At 55.3% G+C, this 25836-nt stretch carries 24 protein-coding genes and 1 CRISPR repeat array; all 24 genes read right to left on the reverse strand.

All coding sequences use genetic code 11. The features are described from left to right. The coding region (locus LBK75_10250) for a type IV secretory system conjugative DNA transfer family protein (GenBank protein ID MDR1158661.1) at positions 1–1013 on the reverse strand (1013 nt) is incomplete at its 3' end. After that, on the reverse strand, positions 1007–1477 hold the full coding sequence (locus tag LBK75_10255) for a PcfB family protein (protein MDR1158662.1): 471 nt from the start codon (positions 1475–1477) through the stop codon (positions 1007–1009). The genes LBK75_10250 and LBK75_10255, both read right to left, overlap by 7 nt. Before the next feature lie 5 nt (positions 1478–1482). Beyond that, a complete protein-coding gene (locus LBK75_10260) occupies positions 1483–1818 on the reverse strand; it encodes a hypothetical protein (GenBank protein ID MDR1158663.1) in 336 nt (111 codons plus the stop codon). A 35-nt stretch (positions 1819–1853) separates the two neighbouring features. Then, on the reverse strand, positions 1854–3428 hold the full coding sequence (locus LBK75_10265) for a toprim domain-containing protein (GenBank protein ID MDR1158664.1): 1575 nt from the start codon (positions 3426–3428) through the stop codon (positions 1854–1856). Beyond that, on the reverse strand, positions 3416–3847 hold the full coding sequence (locus tag LBK75_10270) for a hypothetical protein (GenBank protein MDR1158665.1): 432 nt from the start codon (positions 3845–3847) through the stop codon (positions 3416–3418). Before LBK75_10270 ends, LBK75_10265 begins: the two co-directional genes overlap by 13 nt. A 391-nt stretch (positions 3848–4238) precedes the next feature. Continuing rightward, positions 4239–4619: a hypothetical protein gene (locus tag LBK75_10275; GenBank protein MDR1158666.1), complete on the reverse strand. Its 381-nt coding sequence runs from the start codon at positions 4617–4619 to the stop codon at positions 4239–4241. Beyond that, positions 4616–5509 carry a ParB/RepB/Spo0J family partition protein gene (locus tag LBK75_10280; GenBank protein ID MDR1158667.1) on the reverse strand — a complete coding sequence of 298 codons (894 nt, stop codon included), beginning with the start codon at positions 5507–5509 and terminating at the stop codon, positions 4616–4618. Before LBK75_10280 ends, LBK75_10275 begins: the two co-directional genes overlap by 4 nt. Next, entirely contained in the window at positions 5499–6284 is a 786-nt protein-coding gene (locus tag LBK75_10285; protein ID MDR1158668.1) for an AAA family ATPase, read from the reverse strand. The genes LBK75_10280 and LBK75_10285 overlap by 11 nt, the downstream gene beginning before the upstream one ends. A 176-nt stretch (positions 6285–6460) precedes the next feature. Then, positions 6461–7281: direct repeats of the CRISPR family, unit length 28 nt; unit sequence GGATCACCCCCGCTTACGCGGGGAACAC. Positions 7282–7368: 87 nt separating this feature from the next. Then, entirely contained in the window at positions 7369–8283 is a 915-nt protein-coding gene (gene cas2e / locus LBK75_10290; GenBank protein MDR1158669.1) for a type I-E CRISPR-associated endoribonuclease Cas2e, read from the reverse strand. After that, positions 8280–9221 (reverse strand): type I-E CRISPR-associated endonuclease Cas1e, encoded by a 942-nt coding sequence (cas1e, locus tag LBK75_10295; GenBank protein MDR1158670.1) that lies wholly within the window; start codon positions 9219–9221, stop codon positions 8280–8282. The genes cas2e and cas1e overlap by 4 nt, the downstream gene beginning before the upstream one ends. Beyond that, positions 9211–9843 (reverse strand): type I-E CRISPR-associated protein Cas6/Cse3/CasE, encoded by a 633-nt coding sequence (gene cas6e / locus LBK75_10300; protein MDR1158671.1) that lies wholly within the window; start codon positions 9841–9843, stop codon positions 9211–9213. Before cas6e ends, cas1e begins: the two co-directional genes overlap by 11 nt. After that, positions 9843–10475, reverse strand: coding sequence for a type I-E CRISPR-associated protein Cas5/CasD (gene cas5e / locus LBK75_10305; protein MDR1158672.1), 633 nt, complete (start codon positions 10473–10475; stop codon positions 9843–9845). The genes cas6e and cas5e overlap by 1 nt, the downstream gene beginning before the upstream one ends. After that, entirely contained in the window at positions 10459–11592 is a 1134-nt protein-coding gene (gene cas7e / locus LBK75_10310; GenBank protein ID MDR1158673.1) for a type I-E CRISPR-associated protein Cas7/Cse4/CasC, read from the reverse strand. The genes cas5e and cas7e overlap by 17 nt, the downstream gene beginning before the upstream one ends. After that, a complete protein-coding gene (gene casB / locus LBK75_10315; protein MDR1158674.1) occupies positions 11582–12208 on the reverse strand; it encodes a type I-E CRISPR-associated protein Cse2/CasB in 627 nt (208 codons plus the stop codon). Before casB ends, cas7e begins: the two co-directional genes overlap by 11 nt. A 13-nt stretch (positions 12209–12221) precedes the next feature. Further along, positions 12222–13808 carry a type I-E CRISPR-associated protein Cse1/CasA gene (casA, locus tag LBK75_10320; protein ID MDR1158675.1) on the reverse strand — a complete coding sequence of 529 codons (1587 nt, stop codon included), beginning with the start codon at positions 13806–13808 and terminating at the stop codon, positions 12222–12224. A 94-nt stretch (positions 13809–13902) separates the two neighbouring features. Beyond that, positions 13903–14100, reverse strand: a complete 198-nt coding sequence (locus LBK75_10325) for a hypothetical protein (protein MDR1158676.1) — start codon at positions 14098–14100, stop codon at positions 13903–13905. 13 nt (positions 14101–14113) lie between these two features. After that, positions 14114–14347, reverse strand: a complete 234-nt coding sequence (locus LBK75_10330; protein MDR1158677.1) for a type II toxin-antitoxin system RelE/ParE family toxin — start codon at positions 14345–14347, stop codon at positions 14114–14116. A 228-nt stretch (positions 14348–14575) separates the two neighbouring features. Further along, entirely contained in the window at positions 14576–17266 is a 2691-nt protein-coding gene (gene cas3, locus LBK75_10335; GenBank protein ID MDR1158678.1) for a CRISPR-associated helicase Cas3', read from the reverse strand. Between the two features lie 142 nt (positions 17267–17408). Then, a complete protein-coding gene (gene rlmD, locus LBK75_10340) occupies positions 17409–18767 on the reverse strand; it encodes a 23S rRNA (uracil(1939)-C(5))-methyltransferase RlmD (GenBank protein ID MDR1158679.1) in 1359 nt (452 codons plus the stop codon). Then, on the reverse strand, positions 18752–19633 hold the full coding sequence (locus LBK75_10345; protein ID MDR1158680.1) for a DUF3298 and DUF4163 domain-containing protein: 882 nt from the start codon (positions 19631–19633) through the stop codon (positions 18752–18754). Before LBK75_10345 ends, rlmD begins: the two co-directional genes overlap by 16 nt. Before the next feature lie 108 nt (positions 19634–19741). Further along, positions 19742–20536, reverse strand: coding sequence for a histidinol-phosphatase HisJ family protein (locus LBK75_10350; protein MDR1158681.1), 795 nt, complete (start codon positions 20534–20536; stop codon positions 19742–19744). Positions 20537–20677: 141 nt separating this feature from the next. Next, entirely contained in the window at positions 20678–22621 is a 1944-nt protein-coding gene (locus LBK75_10355; protein ID MDR1158682.1) for a phospholipid carrier-dependent glycosyltransferase, read from the reverse strand. 55 nt (positions 22622–22676) lie between these two features. Continuing rightward, positions 22677–23813 (reverse strand): molecular chaperone DnaJ, encoded by a 1137-nt coding sequence (gene dnaJ, locus LBK75_10360; GenBank protein MDR1158683.1) that lies wholly within the window; start codon positions 23811–23813, stop codon positions 22677–22679. Between the two features lie 155 nt (positions 23814–23968). Continuing rightward, on the reverse strand, positions 23969–25810 hold the full coding sequence (gene dnaK / locus LBK75_10365; GenBank protein ID MDR1158684.1) for a molecular chaperone DnaK: 1842 nt from the start codon (positions 25808–25810) through the stop codon (positions 23969–23971). Between the last annotated feature and the right edge of the window lie 26 nt (positions 25811–25836).

A 25836-nucleotide genomic window follows, 5' to 3' on the forward strand; every position in this document is an offset into this window, starting at 1 on the left:
TTCAGCCGTTCAAACATCAAATCCACGGCGTTTTGGTATGTCTCATCTTCCTCGCGAACCTCCATCGCGTTGATGAACCTGACAAGCGTGTTCATATTCTTTTCCTCCGGCCGCCCCTCATAGTGAATGTAGCCGATAAGGGCGCAGTACAGCAACACTTCTGCTTTGACCCAAAAATCCTCACCGCTCTTGGCGTCCTCGCCCTTCGTATTTGCAATAAGAGCCGTGGTGAATTTCAGTATGTCCTTCTCGCCCCGAATGTACACGAACGGGTTGTAGCGCATCGACTTTTTGAAGTCAATCGTGTTCAGAACCTTGATTTCATAAGGCTGATACACGATTTTGCCATTCTTGCCGCGCACAATCTCCGTAACGTCGTTGCCGTTTTTGTCTTTCAGCGGCTTGCCGTCCTTGCCGAGCTTCTTCCGTAATTTCGGCCCTCCGCGCTGCAAGAGCTTCCCGCACTCGACCAGAATTTGGCCTTTCGGGTCGGTAATGCAATACGAGCTGTGGAGGTTCATAAGGTTGGGCTTCAGCCAGAACCTCGTCTTGCCGCTGCCCGAACCGCCCACAATCAGCACGTTTTTGTTCCGCGCGTGTTTGGGATTCTTTGGCCTGCCGTTGAGCATCAGGCTTTCGCTTGCCGTCAGACTGATGTTGTTGTCGGGCTTAGGGTCAACGAACGGCTCAATGTCGGCCTTGTTGCCCCAACGGGCTGAGCCGTACTCGCGGTCTTTGCGCCATTTGCGGGCGTTATGCTTCTTGTACAGAACCGCCGCGTAAACCGCCGCCGCGCCGATCAGTCCGATCAGCAAATCGAACGTATCGAAGGACGGCGCGGGGCGGGCGATTGTTGTATTAAGCGTCGCTGTCGTGGCAATGAACTTGTGGAGCATATCGCGCCCCGAAGCAAGCCTGTACGCCTCGCCGAGCTTGTCGAACAGCCAAAACAGGAACACATACGGCAGATTGGGCAACGCGAACCGCTTAATTTTACTTGTGTCTATCACAATTCATGCCCTCCCTTGCTCCGATTCCTGACAGGGGCGGCAATGCTTTTCGCGGCTTCGATAAACTTCTCCAAGCTCGCGATGACAGAGGGCTTGCGCTCTTTTTCGCGCAGCGTGATTTTGCTGTACTCGCCAAACGCCGCCGTGAGCGCGTCCGCGTCCTTCGCCTTGAAGAACACGAACCATTTGGGCGGAGCTTCGGAATCGTCGCGTTTGAGGGCGAAGTCAACATTGTACTTTCGGGCGGTCTTTTGGAATGTGCCGATGTTGTCACCGCTGATTTCAATGTTGGACAGGCTCGCGCCCTGTTTCGTGAGCGACTTTATACTCTGCTTGCCTTGCTTGGATTTGGGGGACGCCCGCGCCTGTTGCAAAAACGCCCGCATAGCCTTTGCGAGCAGCCGCCCCGTTATCTTCACGCCTTTGACGGAGAGCGCGACGGCTTTTTCGTTTACTTGGTCTTGCATAGCGCCTACACCTCCGTTTCGACAGAGGTATCGTATTCCGCGCAAACTGTATCGCTAAAATCCAACAGCTCACGGTATTCTGCGGCCATTTTTGCGGCGGCCAAGAATTGCCGGATAAACTTCACGCCCTCCTTTTCATAAAAGCCTAAGCGGACAATCTCCTCGCCGTTTGCGTCGGTTTCGCGCCGCCCATAATTTTCTATTTTCTCCCTTAACCCCTTCGCTTCTTCGGCAATGCTTCCCTCAAAATCTTCCTCGTTGCCTTTTAGGGCTTCAATCAGAAGATTGCAGGCATCCACATCAAGCGTAACGCGGATTGGAAATTGTTTTGCATAAGACATAATAAATCCTCCTCCTAATATTTGGAATTCGTGCTTCAAGAACGCTCGTCGCGTTTTCTTGGCTTATCGCCCGGCGCTTTCGCGGCGTTTGTCGCGGCGACCTCTTTTTGCGTCGCCTCAAGCTCGTCGAGCAAAGACACCTTTCGCGGCTGCGGCGGTGTTGCCGGGCTTAATTCGCGCTTGTACGTCTGCGCGTGGTACGGGTGCAGACTGGTGAGCGTGTCGTTGTTCCCGCCGCCAATCCCGCATACCGCTATGCCGTCCTTTCCGCGCACCAAAGCGCCGAAAATGTATTTCTTGTCCCAATTATACAGCGTCTCCATCGTGTAATTGCCGCCGACGAGCTTTCTGACAGCCGCTTCCGTCATCGGGATTTCAACGGCTTGCAAGTCCTCTCCGTACTTCGCAGCGAGAACGTCAATCTTCGGCCTTGGATTCGGCACGGCTTCATATCTGTTGCCTACTTTCGCCGCCTTTTCGGAGAACTCATCGTTGTGGTAATATTCGCTGCCGATTTTCGTGTGCGCCTCGTCAATCCAGCGGCACTTGCATATCAATTCCTCGCCGTTGTAAGCGACTGTGATTTTAATGCTGTCGCCGTCTTTAACCGTGAACAGCGGTTTATGGCCGCTGTCCCGAAACACAATCTCTTTCCGAACGTCTTCCATTTCTTTCACCTCTGATTTCTGCGTGATTTGTAAAAATTCATTCCAGTCCTTGCCCTGCTTTGGCAGCTCTCGAATGGCTGAAACGTCCCATGCTTCCGCGATTTTGTCTGCGCAAGCGTTGCCCGACGCGTCGTTATCCGTGCAGACGGTGATGTTCGTAATTTCCTTATGAACATCGAGAAACCGCGTCAGCGCCGATAACGCCGTGCCGCCCAGCGACAACCGATAGCCGTCAACGTCGGGGAAAAGAGCCATGTGGCTTAGCGCGTCGATGGGCGATTCAAAGACGATAGCTGTCTTGCAGCCGCGCTCATTCGGCGGCAGGCAGAAACCGAATTTTTTATCGCTGCCGTCCGCGTCTCGCTTGAAACTGCCGACCGTGCCGCGCAAAGCGGCGAATCGAGCTTTGCCGCTCTCGTCACGTCCTACAAAACAGGCGTTGTGATGGATTGCCGTTTCATAAAGGCAACCGCGCCGGATAGCGTCAAGAATCAGGGACTTATCAATGCCGCGGCTTTCGAGATAGGCGATAGCCCGGTTGTTGTCGCAGTTTCGCGGTGGCAAATTGAACTGGCTCCTTTCCGGCGGATTGTTGGCGGCGGTTGGTTCCAATGGGGCAGTGGGCGGTCTTGCTTTCGGCGGGATTGGCCAGGCTTTTGGAATGGTGTATGAAGCGGAACAATCATCGCCCGCCAAATGCCGTACTGCATCCACAAAACTGTACCCGTTGATTTTTATGAGGTAATCAATGATGTTGCCGCCAATGCCGTGGCTGTGCCAATGCCAAAGATTATTGCTCACTTCCAGCGAATTGTGGTCGGGATCGCGACGGTAGTAGGCATTGCCAACGCGCTTAAAGTTATCGCCCTCGTGAGAGAGCAGATAATCAAGCAACGGCATGGCTTTCGCCCGTTCAATCTGCTCTTTGCTCACTCCCGCCATCCGGCTTCTTCCCCCTTTCTCCGTTTAATGCGCCCCGACGCATCACACTCGTCGCGTAAGTCCCGAAACTCGCACTCAGACCGTCCGCAGCCGTGGGCGCTGCTATGTTTCACCGCCGCGTCACTGATGAAATTGGCGCAATATCGGCAGTCCAAGTCGGATAAATGATAAGCGAACTTGTTGTAAATACGGGTGTTTTTCGTGGCATTGGTTAATTGGCTCATAAGATGGTCGCTCCTTCGAAATTCTGAGTAAAAGCAAAAAGCTGCCCGCTCTCCCGCAGTTGGGAAAACGAGCCGCTCTAGTTTTTCGTATTCAGTTTGTTTACATTTTCCAAAAGCTGCCCCGTGAGTTTTGCCGCCTTGACCGACAGGACGACGGTCTTTTCGCTTATTTGTTTCTGCAATTCTTAACCGCATTCTTACCCACCCAAGCCCTGAGCGTTGAACATGTGTTTCTCCCCGTTGTTAAATGTGACTTCAATTGAGTATGGGTACGGCTTGATGGTGTACTGGATCGCCTTCGCCGACACCGGGCGCAAATGCGATTTCTCGCACTCCCGCGCTTCTTTGTAGGTATCAAACGTATGGAGGCATTTGGCGCACTTGAGGTAGGTTATAGGCATAACTCACCTTCCGCGCTCCCGCGCCCGACAACCTAAATCTTCAAGGCGATACTCGAAACAGTCATAAATTCTTGTGAACTGGGTCATTCCGATCCCTCCTAAATTTTTTGGCACAATGAAAAACACCCCCTCGCGTTCCCAATCCTTGTGGGTTGGGAACGCGAGGGGGTGTCTGTGATCCGCCGCTATTTCCTCTTAATGGCGATACTGATGTTCGAGTAATCAAACTCAGTGTGCGCGAGTACCAAACATCTGAGGATATACATCATGGTTTGCGAGCTGTAATATGTTTCGATATACATATCCTCACAGATTTTCAGCGGCCTCCGCATACCTGAATCGCTCGCGGACAGGATTCTTTGAATTTTGCCGTAAACCTTGTCGCGCAGGTACATCAGACGCTCATGCTGTTCGCTGTCGCACCGCGCCAGGATTATGCCCACGACCTGCTGCCATGTTTTCACATTCACTCGTTCGTCACCGAACAGGACGGCTGACGGTTCCTTGCCGATGAATAGGCTTGAATGAATCTGAAGTGGATAGATCAATTCAAAAGCCGCATTCATCCCGCCACCCTCGCTTTCCAGTCTGCCAGCAGACCAATTATTACCGTCTCCATCTGTTTGGGCGAGTATTCCGGCGGGAAAAATCGCCGGAACCGCAGGGAACCTGCCGGCTCGCCTTTGTGTAGCTTTTTGTCCTCTGAGAGTACCGCGTCAATAGTCTCGGTGGTAAGCGTCCCGTCTTGCTTCAGCTTTTTCAGCCGAACAGCTTGCGAGAGCGAGGGTTTGACCTCGTACCGCGCCATCGCGTCCGCGACGGCGGTCTGCTCCGGTATGGACAGATATGACAGTTCCACGGCGGGGTTGAACGCGAGTTTATTCGCGTCAACTTTGTCGAGCAGGGCGTCAATCAGTTCGGTAAGCCGGATATAGCGGAAGATTTGGTTTTTCTTCTCGCCGGTTTTCGCCTCCATAACCTGATACGAGTGCTGTCTTCCCCTGACGCCGCTGTGGTTCAGCGCTTCCATTTCTATATGATACGCCCACGCCTTTTCGCTGGGCAGAATCCGCTCCCTGTGCAGGAGGTTGGAATCGACCATGATGATGGCGGCTTCATCGTCCGTGAGTTCGCGGATTATGACGGGCAGATTCGCTTTTCCAGCCAGTTCACACGCTCTCTTGCGGCGGTTGCCGACGAGCAGCTCATAGCCACCGTCCGCTCTCGGACGGACAAGTCCCGGCTCTCGGACGCCGTATTCCTTAACGCTTTCGGCAAGCCGCTCCATCTCCGCGTCGTCGTTGATTTGAAACGGGTGGAAGTCAGGCGGGAACAGTTCGGGGAGCGGCAGTTCAACGATTTGCTCGCCCCGCATGGTCAAGACCTTGCCTGTTGGACTGAAAATGTCATCAAATCCCGCGAGGGCGAGGGTTCCGGCTGTCTGATTACGCGGCATAACCAAGCACCCCCTCCGCGAGCGCGGCATACGCCGCCGCGACCTTACCGTTCGGATCATGCTTAAAGATACTGATTCCGCGAGCCGACGTTTCGGCGGCACGGACAGAGCGCGGGATATATTCGCTGAAAATACGGATGTTGCCGCCGTATGCGTTCTCAACGAGCGAGATAATTTCCCGCGTAAAGTTCGCTCTGCGGTCTACCATCGTCAGCAGTATGCCCTCAATGGAGAGTGCGGGATTGATTTGCCGCCGTATCTGCGCGATGCTTTTCAGCAGAAGCTCCAGCCCTTTCGCGTCCAGAAATTTTGGCGCGACGGGAATGATCACGCTGTCCGAGGCGGCGAGTGCGTTTACGGTCAGCAGGTCAAGGGTCGGCGCGGTATCAATTAAGATGAAGTCGTACAGCGGCTTCACTGCTTCGATATACCGCCGTAACACGGTTTCCCGCCCGATGAGCGGCGCGAGAGCCAGTTCGATACCCGTCAGGCCGTCGCTGGCGGGGAGCAAATCCACGCCCTCAGCGTGGTGAATGATTCCGTCCGTGGGACTGAAATCCGTTTCGCTGATGATGCGGTTCATGGCTGTAGCGAGCGTGAACTGGAGTTTGTCCGGTTCCTTCACGCCGAGACTCACGGTGAGGGAATGCTGGCTATCCGCGTCTATGACGAGCGTCTTTTTGCCCTTGCGGGCAAGTCCCACGCCAAGGCTTGCGGCGGTCATTGTCTTACCCACGCCGCCCTTTCTGGCTCCGATAAAGATTGTTTTGCCCATGAAAATCCTCCTTCATTTTCGCGGGGCAAATTTAGTGTTTATTTAACGTCAGAGTTTTTAAGCGGCAAATTTGTCCCCGTATATTGGTTGGCATAGTGTTGGAAAAGGACTACGCCATGCCCGCAAACCCTTGATACGACTGAGTTCTTTGGGTTTAGTGCTATTATACACTACGGGGATCACCCCCGCTTACGCGGGGAACACAACGAATTCGGTCTGTTTTGTCTCATCATTAAAGGATCACCCCCGCTTCCGCGGGGAACACCACCGCCGTATCTTCCTGAAAAACCGTCAGATGGGATCACCCCCGCTTACGCGGGGAACACTTTTGGCCTGCGTCTTGTCTGTCGGCCACGTTAGGATCACCCCCGCTTACGCGGGGAACACAAGAACTTGAAAATGCTTCTTCAAAACGCCATAGGATCATCCCCGCTTACGCGGGGAACACCTTCCTTTCGTTTCAAAACATTTGTTATCCCGGGGATCACCCCCGCTTACGCGGGGAACACTATATAGTAGGGCACGCAAAAGTAGATACCTTAGGATCACCCCCGCTTACGCGGGGAACACGTGCTCATGCTTGTAGCAGAGTCCGCACGGACAGGATCACCCCCGCTTACGCGGGGAACACAGGGCCCGTAGGGTGTCTAGCATTTTTTGCGCGGGATCACCCCCGCTTACGCGGGGAACACAGGAGGAAATAAAAATGACAAGCACAACGACAAGGATCACCCCCGCTTACGCGGGGAACACGCTGCCTCCGACACATCTCAACCTACTCTTGGAGGATCACCCCCGCTTACGCGGGGAACACCTAGGCCCCTGATTGTTGTGCTTGTCATTTTTAGGATCACCCCCGCTTACGCGGGGAACACTGTATACGTGCGTGGCTTTTCCCAGTCCGAGAGGGATCACCCCCGCTTACGCGGGGAACACTACAGCGGATTGTGTGTGCCGCCGCTGTACAGCGGATCACCCCCGCTTACGCGGGGAACACACTAAGAAAACCCTTGTGTCATCTACACATCCAGTATCCAGAGCGCCGAAATTCATTTACTTTTCTTGTTACAAAACCATCGTGCTGTCATCCCAATTTCATCAGCTCTTCATATAATCGCTTTACCGTCAGGCAGTCATCATACCCACGGTGTTCCCCGCTTCGCTCGATTCCGAAATGCTCCGCAAGTGTTCCGAGCTTGTGGTCGACAACATCTTTTACTCGTCGGCGAGCCAATACAAGCGTATCAATACACCGGTTTACAGGCAGCGGCAGTCCCATTTTTCTGCAGGCATTTCTCAGAAATCCTATATCAAAATCCACGTTGTGAGACACAATCGGCAAATCACCTGTAAATTCCGCGAGCTCACGCATGATGTCAAACGGGTCTCTGCCACTGTGCCTGATTTCTTCGTCTGTAATACCTGTCAGTTTAGAAATCGCCGGCGGCAGCGCTACCTCAATCGCAAGTATTTGCTTAAACACCGCGGTCACCTCACCGCTTTCGACTCGGAGCGCCCCAATTTCTACAATCTCGTCTTTTGAATGATCCAGACCGGTCGTTTCTATGTCGAGAACTATATACTCCGCCTCACCTCGTAACAGCGAGGCGCCCTTTTCCGCTGACCCCCGCAAAACGGCGTGACTGGAAAAACGACGTGCTCTGTGGTTTTTCGCCGCATTTGAAAATCCCGGTTTCAGCCGTTCTTCTCCAGACATATGTGTATCAAACGGGCGAAACATAAGTGTCAACCCATCAAAATCCCGAATCTCCCAACGGTTATTGTGGACACGAAATTCCAACCCTTGCTCGTTTTTCGCGGGATAGACGAGTACCGCACGGCCAGACTTGGCGTTTTCAGTGACCCTCTTCCAGAGCTCGTCGCGTACGCGTGCGCTGACACTGCCCACATAGACATTTGTGTCGATTTCAAAAAGCCATCGCGTGAGATCCCCGCGAAGTGCATTTGGACAATCAGTAAGTGACAATACCATCATCATGAATAACTCTTTCCGCTTTCAACTTCACCAATCCTGTCGTCCCATAGACGTAATATCTCAACCTCTGGCTCGTCCTCCGCTGCAGATTCTTCAAGTAACAACAGACGAATATCTTTCACACACCGCTCAAGAATCCGCCCGTCTGCAATCTTGTCACGCACAGCGCGTCTTGTTTTGCCGCCGATGTCGCTGTCGCCGTCGCTGTCGGCCGCCATCTCAAAAGCCACAGGAATTGTAATATCTGCCTTATATAAATCTGCGATGTCGTATACGAATGAGCGTTCATGACCAGTGTGCACAAACCCCAAACCAGGCGAACAGCCAAGCGCCACAATTGCGCTGTGACACAACCCATAAAGACAGGCGTGAGCTGCCGACAGCGCCTGATTTACCGCGTCACCCGACTCAAAATGATCAGGGTCATACTCGCGACCATTCCACGGAATGCCCGTGCACTTCGACATTTTTCGATATACGGCGCGTACACGTGCGCCTTCGCGTCCGCGAAGCTGCTGCATTGTCAGCTTTGAAACATCTTCACCGGGAAACCTCATGGTATACATCTCCCGTGCCACGGCGGCGCGGCTTCGCACATTGCTCACAAGTTCAGCCTGCCGAATGAGAAACCGTGCGGAATGTGTGAGCGGACGCCCATGCGCGTAATACCGCACTCCGCGCTCCCCAAGCCAGACAACAGATGTTCCGGAATCGCCAATGAGCTCCATGGCGCGATGTGATATATCCGTTCCCGGCCCAAGCATGAGCACCCCAAGTGACGCCGCCGGAACATGCACTGTTCCGCGCGCATCCGTCAGCGTAATGGCGCCGTCTTGTCTGTTGATTTTACTGTGTTCAACATATAAAAACGAGAGACGGTCACGCATCTGCGGCAATGCCTGGAGCCCTGCTTTTTCAAGCCCGGAGATATTACTGTTCATTGGCATTGCCCCTTGCAAGTGTCAAAAGTCCGCAGCCATAAGCCTTCGCCCGTCCGATGCCATCGGTGAGAGCATCGCGGAGAATGGTCGCATCTGTTACCGTCAACACACCTTCAAAAGCCACAGTTTTGATTTCCACAAAACTCCCGTCCGCTTTCCGAAATCGTTTCCACCCTTCAGACACTGCATCAAACGCTCCGTCTTGGAGCGAAAAGCCGCACTTCTGGGCCTTTGAGCGAAGCCATCCGCGCTGATGTTCTGGTGTTTGATGCGCAACAATTTTCTTCACGCCATTTTCTATAAACCTATGTACAGGATTTGCAAGGAGTCGAAAACGCATGGCATCGTCTTCATGAATTCGAGTAAGTACTGGTGTGTAATCACGTGTTTCACCGGCACTTTCAGGCAAACAGAATTGCCTTTTTATAGATAATAAATTCGGTGGTACCGCGCTTACTATCAGCAAATATACCTTTCCGCATAACATGTCAATTCGCCAAAGTGGATGCCTTCGTTCACCATCAAAACAACGCTCAAGCGCTCCGTGCAGTACAGATGGCGATGCAAGTGCACGGAGCGTTTCACGTCGCGTAGCGTCCAATTCAATTCGTGAAATATACATCATGGCATCTCCGATTCTTTAAACCAATCTATTTCATCTTCAATTTCACCAATTTGCTTTTCTGCGGAGATTTGTTCCACACAACGGAAGCCGTATTCGCGCCGTATTTGGCTGAAACTTACGGGTACATCACGAACCAAATAAACACCATCGCCATCATAAGAAATATATTCCCATCCGGCGTCGGTTCTCAACGCGTCAAGCAACGACTCTTTTACGATCCCGAGCGCGACTTTCCCCTCAGGCGGACAACTTCTTCTTCCCAAAAATAGGGGAAACGCCGGTCGACGTAATGCCGCGTCAATATCATGGAGAAGAGCTTCTACTCCCTCCAACCCCGCCGTAAATTTTGCATCCGCCAGGTAGTACCGATTTGTAACATAGGCTGTTTTCCCACTCTTCGCCGTATGATAGTCACGCAACAATACACCCGGCCTGTCCACGCGCACACCAAATTTCAGGGAAGAAAGCTCATGTATTTTCTCTTTGTTCTCGCGTGAAATACCTATAGCGGCCGCACACAAACCGATGACCCCGCTCTTCGTAGGAACACGCTCAGTGCCGCGTCGGTCGAATTTGCTGCCGACTCCCCAAGACTGGAGCGGCGCAGCCAGCCTAAGAAGTATGGTCATTTAAGTATTCCTCAATTTTCTTGGCAAGAGCATCCAGCTTGACCTTTTCTACCGTCGTACCAAGCGCAGCAAGCACATCAGGCGCACCGAGCGCGGCACCCACAACAAAAGACTTTTCCGGCTCCGCAAGCCAATCCGAATATGTCTCATTAACCTTTTTAATCAGCTGTTCGACAGAGCCCGCAAAGTATCCATTTTTAGGCTTCACCGGATTTTCAAAAGCACCAACAAAGTTTACCGGCTGATCCCCCCGAATTGTGACAAGTACCGCATCGGGAATCGTACGGTTTGCGAAGGTGTTTTGCTTACCTGTTGGCATAGCCCGTGCAAATACGTCCACAAAAGTACCTACAGCCTTCGCCGTGGCGGCGCCGAGTTTTCTCTGCAGATCATGCACCGCCACAGTCGCGTAGCGATACAGTGTCGATGAGTTGAACTCTACCGTGCCGATCATCCCCGCTCCAGCATCGGTTTTTTCTTCAGCTGGAAAGTCGTCTACGGCGGTAAAATAGTCAAATTCATTTTCGACCTTATGCGTTGAAATTGCATGCGCAACCTGCGTTGTCGCATCTGTATTCAGCCCTGGATCGTCCGCAACCATTCGTCCAAACAGCGCGACGTCAATAGCAGGATTATCGGTCAGCGCCTTCTGCGCTTTTGGATCCGTTCCTTTCTTCTTTTGCATGTCTTTGGCGTCGCTTTTCAGAATTTCATCCTCGACAACGAGTTTTGCGAGTGCTTTCGCCTGCGATACGCTCATAAAGAACAATGGCGCATCCTTTCCGGCTTTCGTGCTCTTTTCCTGAAGACCAGCGAGCTGCAATACTTTTTCTGCATCCGTCTTGACGGCAGTTTTGTCATACTCCGGGTTCAGCGCATAGATTTCTTTCGCGACCATATCTGCGATTCGCTTCGTGCGAACGCCGACTTCGTTCTCGGCAAGCTCCTTACTGAATATATCTCGCACAGCCTTTTTCCACGACTGGCTTGACACACGCGCGCGCGTTACACCGCCATAAACCGCCGTTTTGGGCGCTCCGACATCGTCCCGGTTTATGCAACTCGGCGGCACTGTCTGGAGTATGTGGATGTCGATATAAAGCCTATTATTGTTCATTGCGTTTTTCCTCCTCTTCATTATTCGTCATATCTGCATTTTTGTTCCTGTAAAAGTCGAGGCCCCACTGGCGGCGCACATCATCACGAGTTTTCAGAAAATGAAACCAGTACAGATCCTCCGCGAGCGCAGGATAATCGAGCGGTATTCCCTCAGCCCTCAGCAGCTGTACAAATCCGCGCAGATGCTGAGCAAACTCCTTTGTACTATCCGAGGCTGCCGCGTCAACAAATCTTCGCCGCACAGGTCCCTCGCCCCACTGATCGCCATCGCGCGCTGACGCGAGCTTACGCGCTGCAGCGCCCAGCGATATGCCCGAAATGCTCATTGGCGACTGCTTCACGTCGCTGCTCTGCTGATGTAACGCGTAAAGCGTGATCGCCGTATATATCGCGTTTTCCTCCGCTATCTGTCTGGCGTGGTCGCTGGAGAGCTTGTCAGGCACATCCGCAAATACCAATCCCCAAAGCGCCGGTATGCTCCACGGCGGTTTTCCCACCCCGCGCCTCAGTTTGGCAAGCGATGCCCGCGCTACGGACTCTCCACGCTGTGTGAGCGTTTCAATCTTCCTCTTTACACATCCAGACACAAGCCTTGCTTCCCATGCTTTGTTCAATTTTCATCACTCCTCATATTCGCAAAGATGTCGCGGCGAGGAAATAGCCGTACGCCCGCGGCGAGCTGTTTTCGCCTCGTCCCACAAATGCCTTCATTCCGGCGGCACTGAACAACTCCTCTCCAAGCCTTCGGACAATCCGCTGTGCGGTTTCCCGCCACTCGTACGATTTATTATCCATGTCGTCCTGTTTCGGATCAATACTCTCCAACCACCGACGGAATGGCATATCGAGGCGAAAGTACGCCTGTTCACGGGCAGAATCGCGTTCTCCCGCACCGTCTCCACCACTCGCTTTTGCGATTTTTGCGGCGAGTTCACCGACAGCATATGCCCATTTTTCGGTAACTTCAAGTTCGTCGATTATACGATATCCCCAACCTTCCTGCCCGCCATCGAGCCTAACGAGCAGTGCCATGTTGAATGTAAGCGAATCGGCAAATGTATCTGTAACTGCAGCTTGCATGCTACCATATTTGATGCCGGTCGTTCCAAACGAGATTACCGCTTTATCCAAAGTTCCTTGGTCCTTCAGGTAGGCGAGCCAAGAGATCACACCCGGACGGCGTGCTCCATCTATTGGTGCTATTAATGCTGAATAATCACGCCACAACTGCCTACTTGCATGATGACGACGAGGACTGTATTCCGGCGGTGCATTTTTTTTATCTTTATTTGAGTGATACCACGCCGCCATCGGCTCCACAAATGCATTCACCGGTGAACAGAAATCACCACTGACAAATCGATATGAAACAACATGACCATTTTGCTGTTTCAATAAAACCAATCGTGATTGCAAAGTATACAGTTCTGAAAGATTGTCCGGTGTTCTTATGGAGCGATGCTCACGCGTCCTCTGTTCAAGCCAAGCCGGTTTTTCTTCGTTCCACGGGCTACCATTGTCGAGTAATACAAAATTCAATACAAGCGTCTCAAAAAAATTGTCGCCCGTGGCGTATATCTGCCCGAACTTACCGAGCCAACCCGTTCCCGCAGTTCCTGGATCGCCGTGCTTCTTTCCATGCTGTTCGAGTTTCCCAAATGATTCTGCATAAGCAACAAAATAGATAAGCCACCGCGCCGCTTCAGCATATGTAATCGATACTTTCCCATCGCCGGAGCGAGGTGGAAATAGTCGCGGTTTATTTTCACTCTCCGCCAACTCTCCTATCAGTTTTGACACAGGAAATGGACCGAACACTTCGTCTATCATATCAACAACTTTCGCCTGATAAAACGGTGTCTCATCGTGGAACAGCCAAAACCGCTCTTCATACTTTTCAAGATAGCGTTCAATCCGTTCACACGGAAACGCACCGCGGTCCCACAATGCACCCCACAGTGCAAACGCGCCGTCAATTTTATCGTCTTCGTTGTCCGGCAGCTCATTGCCGTCGATATCTCTTCCACCAAGCGCCGCATGGAGAATCGCGAGAAGCAGCCGCAGTACAGCGATGTCCTGCGTCGGAAGCTCACCCGCGAGGGCTCGCAGTTCCGACGCACGCCGAAAAATCTCGATAAGCGATAATGCCTCCGTCTTTCCATTCAGTGTCATTACAAGGATCCATTTCTCACGCAACAGATTGAACTCTTTCACAGGGCAAATCAACCCCTTTCTACAGTAAAGCAAGTTCGTTTTCTCTGTCTTTACAACATCAAACCTACCACTCGCTCACACGGAAACTGCACCATCAATTCCAGTCGATATCCTCGTGCCGCACACAATCGCCTTGCCGAAAGGCTTCTCGCCCTATCTCAATGGCCTCTATTTCGTTGGATGTCGGCGTATCCTCAGGAATGAATTTTGAAAGCACATGATAAAGAACATCAAATTCGGAAGCATCCACTATATTAATGAGATCGTGAAGCTGTTCACGGCTTACATTCATACGATAACTCCTTTCATTTTTTGTATGCCTCTCCACGCGAGAGAATGTTTGTAATCTTAATGTCTTCTCGCATATCAAACAATATTCGCCAACCACCAACACGCAACCGATATGCATATAGGAACCCCGTTAATTTTTTCACGTCACCAGCCGGCAGCTTTTCAATAGCCGCTTTTATTCGTTGTTTTGTATGGATATCCATGTGAGAGATGGCCCTGACAGCCGGTCTTGAATACGTGACAATCATGCGTCACCCCGTTTTCTTATATGCATTTATACACATCGCCGCAAGTATCACCCCCGCTTACGCGGGGAACATTGGTAAATACATACAAATCACTGGATCACCTCCGCTTACGCGGAGAACAATCTGCAACGCACCAGTTATATATATACATATCACATTATTATAATACCATGGTTAAATTCTTATGTCAATACCCTTTTCATGCTTTCCACAAATTTCTGTGTATTTTTACATTTTCGCCCAACTCAGTCCATTGTCTCTATCGTACAAGACGTAATATCCGCCAAGTGCCGTCTCATCGTTTTCGTCAAACACAAGAAACAGCTCTCCCGCCAGCCACGACGAGGTCTGCCACTGCGGGAACTTCTTGAGGCACAGTTCTTCAAGCTCTTTTATGCACTCAACTGTTGACAGCACAACGGGAAGTCGTATGCTCTGCCGCGCAAGATGACGCGCCGTCTCCTCGCTTATATCGTGTTCTGGGAGCGCCACACCGTCAGTTGTTGTAAGTTTTCCACCATGTTCAAAAACAGCGAGGACCTCAATTGCCGAATCTGTGTCACGCACAGCGCACTCACCACGTTTGCCCGACGGATCGTCCGGGACGTCGGTGCTCAGCCAATCGACAATCGTCGCATCTTCTCTGTCCGACGGATTTGCTATCTTGAAATCTCCAGCCTTTTTTCTTTGCATCACAATCTCCGCGTCCCAAAGCGCATACAGCGACTCGTCGCCACCACCGTCATAAGCCGCTTCCACGAGTTCCGGAATGTCGCGCGGGAGCGCGACGTTGTCCGGTAGAAGCTCGCGCGTGCGAGAGAGAAGATACTCTCCGTAAACCTTGACGGAGCCCTCGTCAAAGTCCTCATCCAGTTCAATCCCCGTCACATAGCATACCGGTTGTGAAACCGCTACTGGACGCACGCGTCCCGCGTGGCGATGAAGCCGTCCGATTCTTTGTAACAGTAAGTCCATCGGACAAACATCCGTTATGAGTACGTCGAAGTCAATATCCAGTGACTGCTCCAACACCTGCGTTCCGACGACGATCAACCTCTGCGGGCGCTCTGGGTTGTCGGTGGGCTTACCGAGTTTCTTGAGAAGCTCTGCTTCACGCTTGACGCGCTCCGCCGCTATCAACCGTGAGTGTATGAGCAGCACATCATCGTCCCCGAATTTCTCCCGCAGGCGTTTTGCGAGACTTTGCGCCCTTTTTACCGTGTTTACGATCACCCCCGCCACTCCGCCGTCCAACAGTAACGCCCCAAGCTTGTCCGTTATATTGTCAAACCCGAGCCTGTTGACCGCGATGACTGTATCCGAGTCCTCCTGTTCAACCTCGCACTGCCAAACGCCGTCACCGTCGGTGTATGTAATCAGTGGATACGCACGATTGTTCGCGATTTCGACGCCGAATTTCGGCACTCTGTCACCGCGATACGCCGAAATAACCGACGCACGTTTCGCACCTGTGAGCGTCGCGGAGAGCACGATCACAGGCACACCATAAGCACCGAGCCAACGGAGCGCCGTTTCAAGGTATCGGCTCATATACGCGTCATAGGCATGGCATTCGTCGATGATCACAACCTTTTCGGCAAGCCCGAGATGCCGTAGCATCAGATGCTTCATCTTCAGCGCGGCAAGCAGCACTTGATCGATCGTACCGACGGCAAAATCAGCAAGCATCGCGCGCTTCCGACCGGAAAACCATGCGTGAACACCCACTTGGCCTCTTTCTCTGTTGACATCCAAATCGTTTCCAATATTCGAATCATCACCGAATTTTGGCAATTTTTGGTATTTTTCATTGAGCCACGATTTGCCGTGTACAAGCTCCACGCTATGCGCCATGCCGTCGTCAAAGCTGTTAATCCAATGCAAAAAACGCGGGAATATACCGTCCGATGTCGCCTGCGTTGGTAGGGCGAAGAATACGCCACCGCGCCCGGCTTTATGTGCGAAAATCTCCGCCGCCGCAAGCGCCGCTTCCGTTTTGCCCTTGCCCATAGGCGCCTCAATGACCATCATGCCGGGAATGTGGATATTCACTGCGATGTCCGCCACGGCTTTTTGCATCGCATTTGCTTGATGAAAGCCAAAACGCTCCATGTATACGTCAGGATGCACATATGGACTGTCAGCAATCCACGGCTGGGTAAACGTGAGCACATCGAATGCATTTCTCGCGCGGTCTGCGGAGTCGAGCTCGATTTCCGCGTCAATCGAAATCAAGGGAAAATAACATTCGTTCGAGGCAATCCAATCCGCCATGATGACAAGTCCGACAAGTAAGACCTGCGCGGCGGGCTTTGGTTTCGATAGATCCTTGGCGGAGCTCATACCCGCGAGCTTCAACGCCCATGTGACAATCTCCTGCTGCGCGGCCTCCCAGCACCGGTGTCCGCGTCCATAGTTATTCCTATGTGAACAGTAGGTCTTTTTGTAGCCAGCATTTGACGGCTTGCCGTGATGGGCACCCACGATGACTGCAATGTGCTTGGCGTACTCCATATTCTCCAAGAGCACCTGCGAGGCGAGCGCATGCGGCGTCGCCGACGGGTCTTTCATCGGCGGCCACTCATACCCCATAAAACGCAGCCTTTCACATATCCGCTCGTCCAAGTCTCGATTTTTCGGATATGTCTCCTTCTTCTGAAACGCCGGCGTCGCTTTGCCGAGATCATGCACCGCCGCAGTAAAAATGCACAGCGCCCGCGCCGCGGACTCATCGCACTGGCAAGCTTCTGCGACGCGTTTTTTGACCCCGTCCGTGATATGCCTGTCCCACAGCAATTTCGCCGTTTCGGCGGTGTCCGACAAATGAACCTGGAGCGGCAACCACTGCATACCGCCGCCGCGTGACTTCTTCGCCCAGAGTACCCCGAGCGGAACGCCGCCCTGCGCCACTTCACACACAGCACTGCCTCCCTTTTACCCCGCAGTAGCACAGTTCTTGCCACGGAATATACGTCGCCTTAAAATATGTCATATGCCGTTATGTTGTTTTGCTGTTGTGACCACGAATACGAATACATCAACACGTCTGATTGGCAAGACCCTACACTCTCTCCAGTAAACACACGCTCTCCACATGTGACGTGCGAGGGAACATGTCCACGGCGGTGCAACGGACGGGGGCGTAACCAAGCGACGCGAAACGGGCAAGGTCACGGGCCAGCGTCGCGGGGTCGCAGGAGAGATAGACGACGCGAGCCGGCGTCATCTGCGCGATGGTTTCGATCAGCGCAGCCTCCAGCCCCTTCCGAGGCGGATCCACTGTGACGACGTCCGGTCGCACGCCATCGGCACGCAGACGTGCGGCCGCCTCGGCGGCGTCACCCTGCAAAAACCGGACCTGCGGCAAGCCATTATGCACGGCGTTTTCGTGGGCTCGGCGCACGGCCTCTGCAGAGAGCTCCACCCCGTAACCGCGCGCGCCCCCGCGCGCCAGGTGCAGTGTGAGCGTGCCCACGCCACAGTAGAGGTCGAGCAAAGTGTCCCCCGCCGTCAGCGCCGCGTACTCGGCAGTCAGGGCATACAGCCGCTCGGCCTGCAGACGGTTGACCTGGTAAAAACTCGCGGCCGACAGACGAAATCGCAGCCCGCAGAGGGTGTCCTCCATCGTCTCCCGGCCCCACAACAGAGATGTCTTCCCCGACAGCACGACGTTGTCTCGTCGGGTGTTCGCCTGCAACACCAGTCCGACGAGGGAGGGACAGGCTGTACGCAGCCGCCTGACAAGCGCCTGCCGACAGGGAATCGTCGCCTCGGACGTCACCAGACAGGCAAGCGTCTCGTCCGTACCCGTACGGACAAAGAGATGCCGGATCAAACCCGTACCGGACGCCTCGTTGTAAGGCGTCACGTCACAGTCTTCCATCCAGCTCCGCAGGGCCGCGGCCAACACGTTGGCCTTCTCGCTCTGGAGCGCGCAACGCGCCACGGGCACCAGATCGTGGCTGCGTGCGCGAAAAAAACCTGTGGACGGACGGCCGTCCACCGCGCGGACGGGAAAGAGCGCCTTGTTCCGATAGCCGTCTAAGGCGGGCGCCGGCCAGATCGTCTCCACGGGCAGGTCCATTTTCCCAATGCGAACCAGCGCGTCCTCGACGCGCGTCTTCTTTAGCGCGAGCTCCTCCTCATAGCCGATGTGCTGAAAGTGACAGCCGCCGCAGGGTCGATACACGGGGCACGCTGGCGTATGCCGGGCGGGCGACGAAACCAGCAGCGTCTCGATCGCGGCGTACACCGGCCCGTCCGGGCCGGCCTTGAGGACCCGCAGCAAACACTCGTCACCCCGCGCGCCGCCAGGCACAAACACCGCGCGGCCGTCCAGACGCGCCACACCGAATCCCTCGCTGGTATACCCTTCGATCACCGCGCGGCAGCGCATATTTTTCTTTAAAAGACCTTCCATATATCCGTCAACTGCCCGTAAGGAATTTCAAAACGGGGAATGCCCCCGGCGAAAGGCGCCAGGGTATATGTCCCATAGTACAATGTCAGTCCGTCCTCCGTCAGAGCAAACGTCTCCTCGGGAAAATTCTCTTCGACGATGTCGCGGTAGTTTTCATAGTAATCGTCCGGATCTTGTTCGATGAGCGCACAGACAGCCTCCGCCAAGCGAGGCCGGTACACATCCCGCCCGACGGAAAACAGGTCGTCCAAGGACAGTGTCCGCCCGTCCGTCAGCCGAAAGGTCTCCGTCTCGACCAAAATATCCCCGTGCACCCCCCCCGAGAACACGGAGATGTCACGCACCACGCTCAGCAGTCCGTTTTGGTTATAAGAGATCATAAAATTCTGCTCCAGCGTATAGGGAGCAAAGTCGAGATCTCCGCTCCGACTGGCCTCGTAGTGGGCCTGCGCGTTGCGCTGGATCTCCTCCCCATACTGTCGGAAGGCGCGGCTCTTGCCGTCGTAATAGGCGAGGATCGCCACCGGCACGTCGTCTGGCAGCACCGGCAGAGTGCAACGGATATCGGCCACCACCCGGCCGTCCCTTGCCTGAGCCTTCTCCTCCCAGTAAGCTTCCGTCACCACCGGCTGGCCGGGGTCCGGCGTATCCAACACGGACGGACCGACGGACGCCTCCGGGGAGACGATGCCGCCATCCGGCGTAACGTCCTCCAGCGGCGTCGGAGCATCCACATTGGGCGACACAACACCCGGCGGCGGCTGGGGCGGCGGCGAGCCGCAGGCGGCCAACAGCAGACACAGCGCGGCCGTCAAAACGACAGCCAAGATCTCCCGGCGCCGCATCCGACAGGAGTCGTTAGACATGAGAGAAATCCACCTTTCCAAGACAAATATCACGCCCCTCCATGGTCCAGGTGTCAGAAGCAGCTCCCTGCGCGTGGCTATAATTTCCAAATTTTTACTTTTTATGCCTCACGGCAGCGGGTGCCAAACCGGCCGCCGATTTTCGTAGACCGCCACACGCTTAAACCCGGCCTCACGCAGCAGGGCGCAACCCTCCCGGATGTACGCGCCGATCTCCCGCGCCCGGTGCGCGTCCGAGCCGACGGTGACGATCTCCCCGCCGCACGCTCGGTAGAGTTTGAGCAACGGGAGATCTGGCATAGGAAATCCGCCGGGCCGGCGCAGATTGGACACATTGACTTCCAGACCGTGCCCGCCCTCGATAAGCGCGCGGAACAGGGCGCGCAACACATCATGAAACGGAGCAAAATCCACCGCGATGCCGTCGCGTCCGACCATGTAACGCAACGGATATGTGAGATGCCCCAGCACGTCGAACCGCCCCCAACGAATCATCGCGAGCAACTCTTCGAGGTACTCGGCGATCAACGTCAGACACTCGGTTCGGTCCATACGGGGCATGTCGTAGAAATCCGACTTGTCGTGAATGCAGTGGCAGGAGCCCAACACAAAATCAAGCGGGCCGCCGGCCAGCAGCAGCGTCTCGGCCCGGGCGCCGAGCGTATGCCCCTCCCCCAGTTCCACGCCTCGCAGGAACGTCAGACGGTCGGAGACGACCGCGCGGACCGCCTCGAAAGCGACGCGGTGCAGCTCCGGGTCGAAACTGCTCCAGGTGTCAAAGTGGTCCGTGACACACAGGGCCGAAAGCCCCGCTTGCACCGCACCCTTCGCCATCACGTCCATCGCATCATGTCCGTCGGAGGAGAAGACACTGTGTGTGTGGACATCGGCCCAATAACTCATAATCCTTCCCATCCGGCCGAACCCCAAGCCCGGCCTCTCAGTATAATTTCTCAGACCGGCCAGGACGGCAACCACTTCACGAAGCTTCCGGCATACCAGTGCGACGTATCAAAGTGCCCTTTGGCACTTATCTCTTTTCCCTCAGAACGGCCAGGACGGCAGCCACTTCACGAAGCTTCCGGCGTACCAGTGCGACATGGGGAGGCCTGAGGCGGCGGGGAATAGCAGGAAGAACAAGGCTACCGCCACCCCCGTAAACAGGATGACGCGGCTGCGATGCGCCGGATATCGCTCCCAGATCCCATTGAACACATAACACAGCGCCAGAATCAAAAAGATCATGGCCGGGAAATAGTGGTATGCGAATGTGATGCGGCTCACAAAGAACCATGGAACCACCTGGGCCAGATACCCCACCGCGATGAACAACGCGTGGCGGCTCTTGCCGCGCAGATACCCCAACACGCACGCGCCGACGGCCGCAAGACCGCCCAGGGTCGTAAGCGGGTTTGTAAACGCACCGATGACCGCACGAGTCGCATCCGTGTACTTTTGATAGTACAGGATGGGCCGTCCGTCGAAGAGCCACTGATACCAGCGGGACTGGAACGGGTGAGTGGCACTTTCGTGGGCGTGGTATCGGAACATGGCAATCTGGTTTCGCCACATCTCATCCAGCAGCCCAGACAGGGTGAGTGCGCGCCCGTTGGCCGTCGCATACGGGATGTAAGAGACAAGATAGACGCCAAACGGGATCAAGACAAAGAAGAGGACGGACAGGCCGAGGGTGGCCAACAAGAACCTCAGATAGCGATTCCTCTGCCCAGCCGCCGCCTGATGCCGCCCCCGCGCCGCGAGATACATCACATACAGGACCACGAGTCCAGCCGCCGCATAAAATCCCGTCCATTTGGAGGCAATCCCGAGCCCAAAGGACAGCCCGCACAGCGCAAGCGGCCAGACGGTTTTTTTGATCGGAGCCTCGTACCCGGACGTGATGAACAGATACATACACAGATACATGAGCAACGTGAAAAAAACACCGTAGGTGTCGATGGTGGCAAGACGGGTCTGCGTGAAGTGCATGGTCTCGAACGCGAAGAGAGCCGTGCCGCACACGGCAATCTGGGTCCTCCCAAAGAGCAGCTTGACAAAGACATACAGAAGCGGTACCATCAAAACACCAAACAGCGTACCCATGAAACGCCAGCCGAAGGGCGTCATGCCGAAAAGCCGGATGCCAAGGGAGAGGATACCCTTGCCGAGCGGCGGATGCGTCGTCTCATAGGGATACACGCCGCGCACATATTCGTAGGCGGTGCGGGCGTGGTAGACTTCGTCGAAGATCATACCGTTCAGCTGGGTTGGGGTAGACGGGCAGAAACGCTGTTCGTCAAACAGACGCTCCGCACCCGGCGGTTCTGACACAAAGGCGTTCACATTGAGCAACGTGCGCACGCCGCCGCGCCTGACGACAAAGACCATCTCACCCAATTCCATCGGCGGTCCGGCCGACGTGATGCGCACATAGCGGGTGGGCTGCTCCGCCTCCTCCAATTTGGCGTACTGCCACTTGAACAGATCGGGATAGTCCTGTTCCATCTCCGGCTGGTCACGCCAGGCCATGCCGTCCTCGGAGAAGGCCAGCGTCCATTCGCCGTGCCACAGTCCGGTGTAATACATTACAGTGTCGATCGTCTCGATCCCGCCCAAGTCGACGACGGCGGCGTTTTCATCCGATGTGGCCTGCCAGAATGTCTGCGGCGCCCAGTTGTCCCCGAGCAAAACGCCGAAGGCCAGCGATGCATACACCAGCGTGAACCCAGCGGCCGCACACCAGTCGGCGCGCATCATACGCCCCCGCGCACCCTCCCAGGTAAAACGGGCGGGCGTCAGCCGTTCGATCCATTCCAGCGTACCGGCGCGCGGTTGCATGTCCCTGCCGTAGCAGATGAAAAACAACACGACAAACACGATCACAGCCAAGGGGAAGATGAGCACCAAACCCTCCCATCCTATGGCTCTCATTTCCTCGAAAAATTGCGAGAAGGTGTCCCTGAGTCTCAGCAGGAATTCGGCCAACACGGCAACACCTCGCCTTTCATGCCTGGATCATCTCACGCCGGATGCAGTGCGCCCGCTATATGCCTCTGTCAAAAAAACCTTTCTTCTGGGGATAGTTGGCCTCGCCGACGGCATTGGCGAATTCTTGGAGCAGCGCTTTTTGTTTCCGACTCAGACCGCGGGGAACTTCCACGGCGATATGGACGAACTGGTCGCCCCTGCCCCGGCCGTGCAGCGAGGGGATTCCCTTGCCGCGCAGGCGGAACACGGTCCCGTTTTGTGTACCCTCCGGCATGTTGTACTTGACCTTTCCATCCAGCGTGGGCACCTCCAGCTCGGCGCCCAGCGCGGCCTCGGCAAAGGTGACGGGGAAATCGCAGTGGACGGACGTGCCGTCCCGCGTGAAGAGCGGATGCGGACGGATGTCGATACCAACCCGAACGTCGCCCGCCGGCCCGCCGTTTTGCCCCGCATGCCCCTGCCCGCGCAGAGAAACCGTCTGCCCGACGTCCACCCCTGCAGGGATCTTGATCTGAATCGTCACTTTACGACGGCTCAGTCCCGTACCTCGACAGGCCTGACAGGGATTTTCGATGACTTGCCCCGTGCCATGGCAGGCCTGACAAGGTGAGGCGGCGGCAAAACTGCCGAGCGGCGTCTGCCGTGTGGTGCGCACCTGACCAGCGCCCCGGCAGACTTTACACGTCTGTGGGCTGCTGCCGTCGGCCGTGCCCTGACCGTGGCAGGCCTCGCAACGCTCAATGCGGGTGACCTCCAGTTCTTTCTCACAGCCAAACGCGGCCTCCTCAAACGAAAGCATAACATGCGTCTGGATATGCTCGCCCCGCCGGGGGGCGTTCCTCCGCCCGGCGTCTCCGGAAAATCCGCCGCCGAAAAAAGACTCAAAGATGCTGCCGAGGTCGAATTCCGCTCCAAATCCGGAAAACCCGCCGCCATGACCACCGCCTGCCCCATAGGATGGGTCCACACCCGCGTGACCGAACTGGTCATATCGCGCCTTTTTTGTGCTGTCGGACAGGATCTCGTACGCCTCGTTTATCTCTTTAAAACGGGCCTCCGCACCTTTGTCGCCCGGATGCAGATCGGGATGGTTTTCCTTAGCCAGCTTTCTGTACGCCTTTTTGATCGCATCGTCCGAGGCGTCCTTCGGCACGCCTAGCACTTCATAAAAATCCCGTTTCCGCTCGGGCATGTGACAAACTCCTTCCCTCGCCGTGACACCGCACCCACCGCGCGCCAAACAAACCGGTGCATTTGCTTTTCGATTATACCACGGGCAGTCAGAAATTGCAATAAAACTCATGACAAGGGGCCGGCCCCAAACACCGGGGGGACCGGCCCCTTGTATCACTTTTCGTCCCCGTCTACCACTTCGTATTCGGCGTCGACCACGGGACCTGTGCCGGCGGCGTCTGCACCGGCGCCGGGAGGCGGCGGCGCGCCGCCCGCCTGCGGCGGCACCTGGCTGTAAAGTTTTTCACTCACGGCGTAAAACGCCTTTGAGAGCAACTCTGTCTTCTCGCGAATGTCGCCGCAGTCGTCTGTCTTCAGACTTTCCCGGAGCGCATCGGCGGCGGCGGCTACCGGCGCCTTGTCCGCGTCCGAGAGTTTGTCGCCCATATCGGCCAGCGCCTTCTCAGACTGGTAGAGCATCTGTTCGCCGTGATTCTTTGTGTCGATCTCCTCGCGGCGGCGTTTGTCCTCCTCGGCAAACTGCTCGGCCTCGTGGACTGCCTTGTCAATGTCGTCTTTGGACAGATTGGAAGAGGCGGTGATCGTCACATGCTGCTCCTTGCCAGTCCCGAGATCCTTCGCCGACACATGCACAATGCCGTTGGCGTCGATGTCGAAGGTGACCTCAATCTGCGGCACGCCGCGCGGCGCCGGTGGAATGCCATCCAAGTGGAATTTCCCCAGCGTCTTGTTGGCCGAGGCCATCTCACGCTCGCCCTGAAGCACATGCACCTCGACGGAAGTCTGCCCGTCGGCGGCGGTGGAGAAGACCTGCGCCTTCTTGGTAGGGATGGTCGTATTGCGATCAATCATGCGAGTGAACACGCCGCCCATGGTCTCAATGCCGAGCGACAGCGGCGTCACGTCGAGCAACAGCAGATCCTTCACGTCGCCGCCCAGCACACCCGCCTGAATAGCGGCGCCCATCGCCACGCACTCGTCTGGGTTGATCCCCTTGAACGGATCCTTGCCGGTGAACTTGGCAATGGCCTCTTGCACGGCGGGGATGCGGCTGGAACCACCCACTAGCAGGACGCGGGCCAGGTCGCCGGCGGCAAGGCCGGAGTCTTTGAGCGCCTGACGCGTCGGGCCCATCGTGGCCTCCACCAGATGCGCGGTCAGCTCGTTAAACTTGGCGCGGCTGAGCGTCGTGTCGAGATGTTTGGGACCATTGGCGTCGGCAGTGATATAGGGCAGATTGATCGACGTTGTGATCACGCCCGACAGCTCGATCTTCGCCTTCTCGGCGGCCTCCTTGAGCCGCTGCATAGCCACCTTGTCGCCTGTGAGGTCCACGCCCTCGCTCTTTTTAAACTCGCCGGCCAGCCATTTCATGACGCAGTCATCAAAGTCGTCCCCGCCCAGCCGGTTGTTGCCGGCCGTCGCCAACACTTCTAGCACGCCGTCACCAATCTCCAGAATCGAAACGTCAAAGGTACCGCCGCCGAGGTCGTAGACGAGAATTTTCTGGTCGTGCTCCTTGTCGAGGCCGTATGCCAGCGCAGCGGCCGTCGGCTCGTTGATGATGCGCAGCACATCGAGCCCCGCTATCTTACCGGCGTCTTTCGTGGCCTGGCGCTGGCTGTCGGTAAAATACGCGGGCACAGTGATGACGGCCTGCGTCACCTTGCCGCCCAGGTAACTCTCGGCATCGGCCTTCAGCTTTTGCAAAATCATGGCCGAGATCTCCTGTGGGGAATACTGTTTGCCCTCGATCTTTACCCGGCGGTCCGTGCCCATATCGCGCTTGATGGAGGAGATCGTGTGGTCCGGATTTGTAATGGCTTGACGTTTGGCCACTTGGCCAACCATGCGTTCCCCGTCTTTAGAGAACGCAACGACGGATGGTGTGGTGCGGGCGCCTTCGGCGTTGGCGATCACAACCGGCTCGCCGCCCTCCATCACGGCTACACAGGAATTGGTGGTACCCAAATCGATTCCAATGATTTTCGGCATACTGCAACAGTCCTCCCGTATTCCAA

The organism is Oscillospiraceae bacterium (genome assembly GCA_031265355.1).
Classification (GTDB): domain Bacteria; phylum Bacillota; class Clostridia; order Oscillospirales; family UBA929; genus JAIRTA01.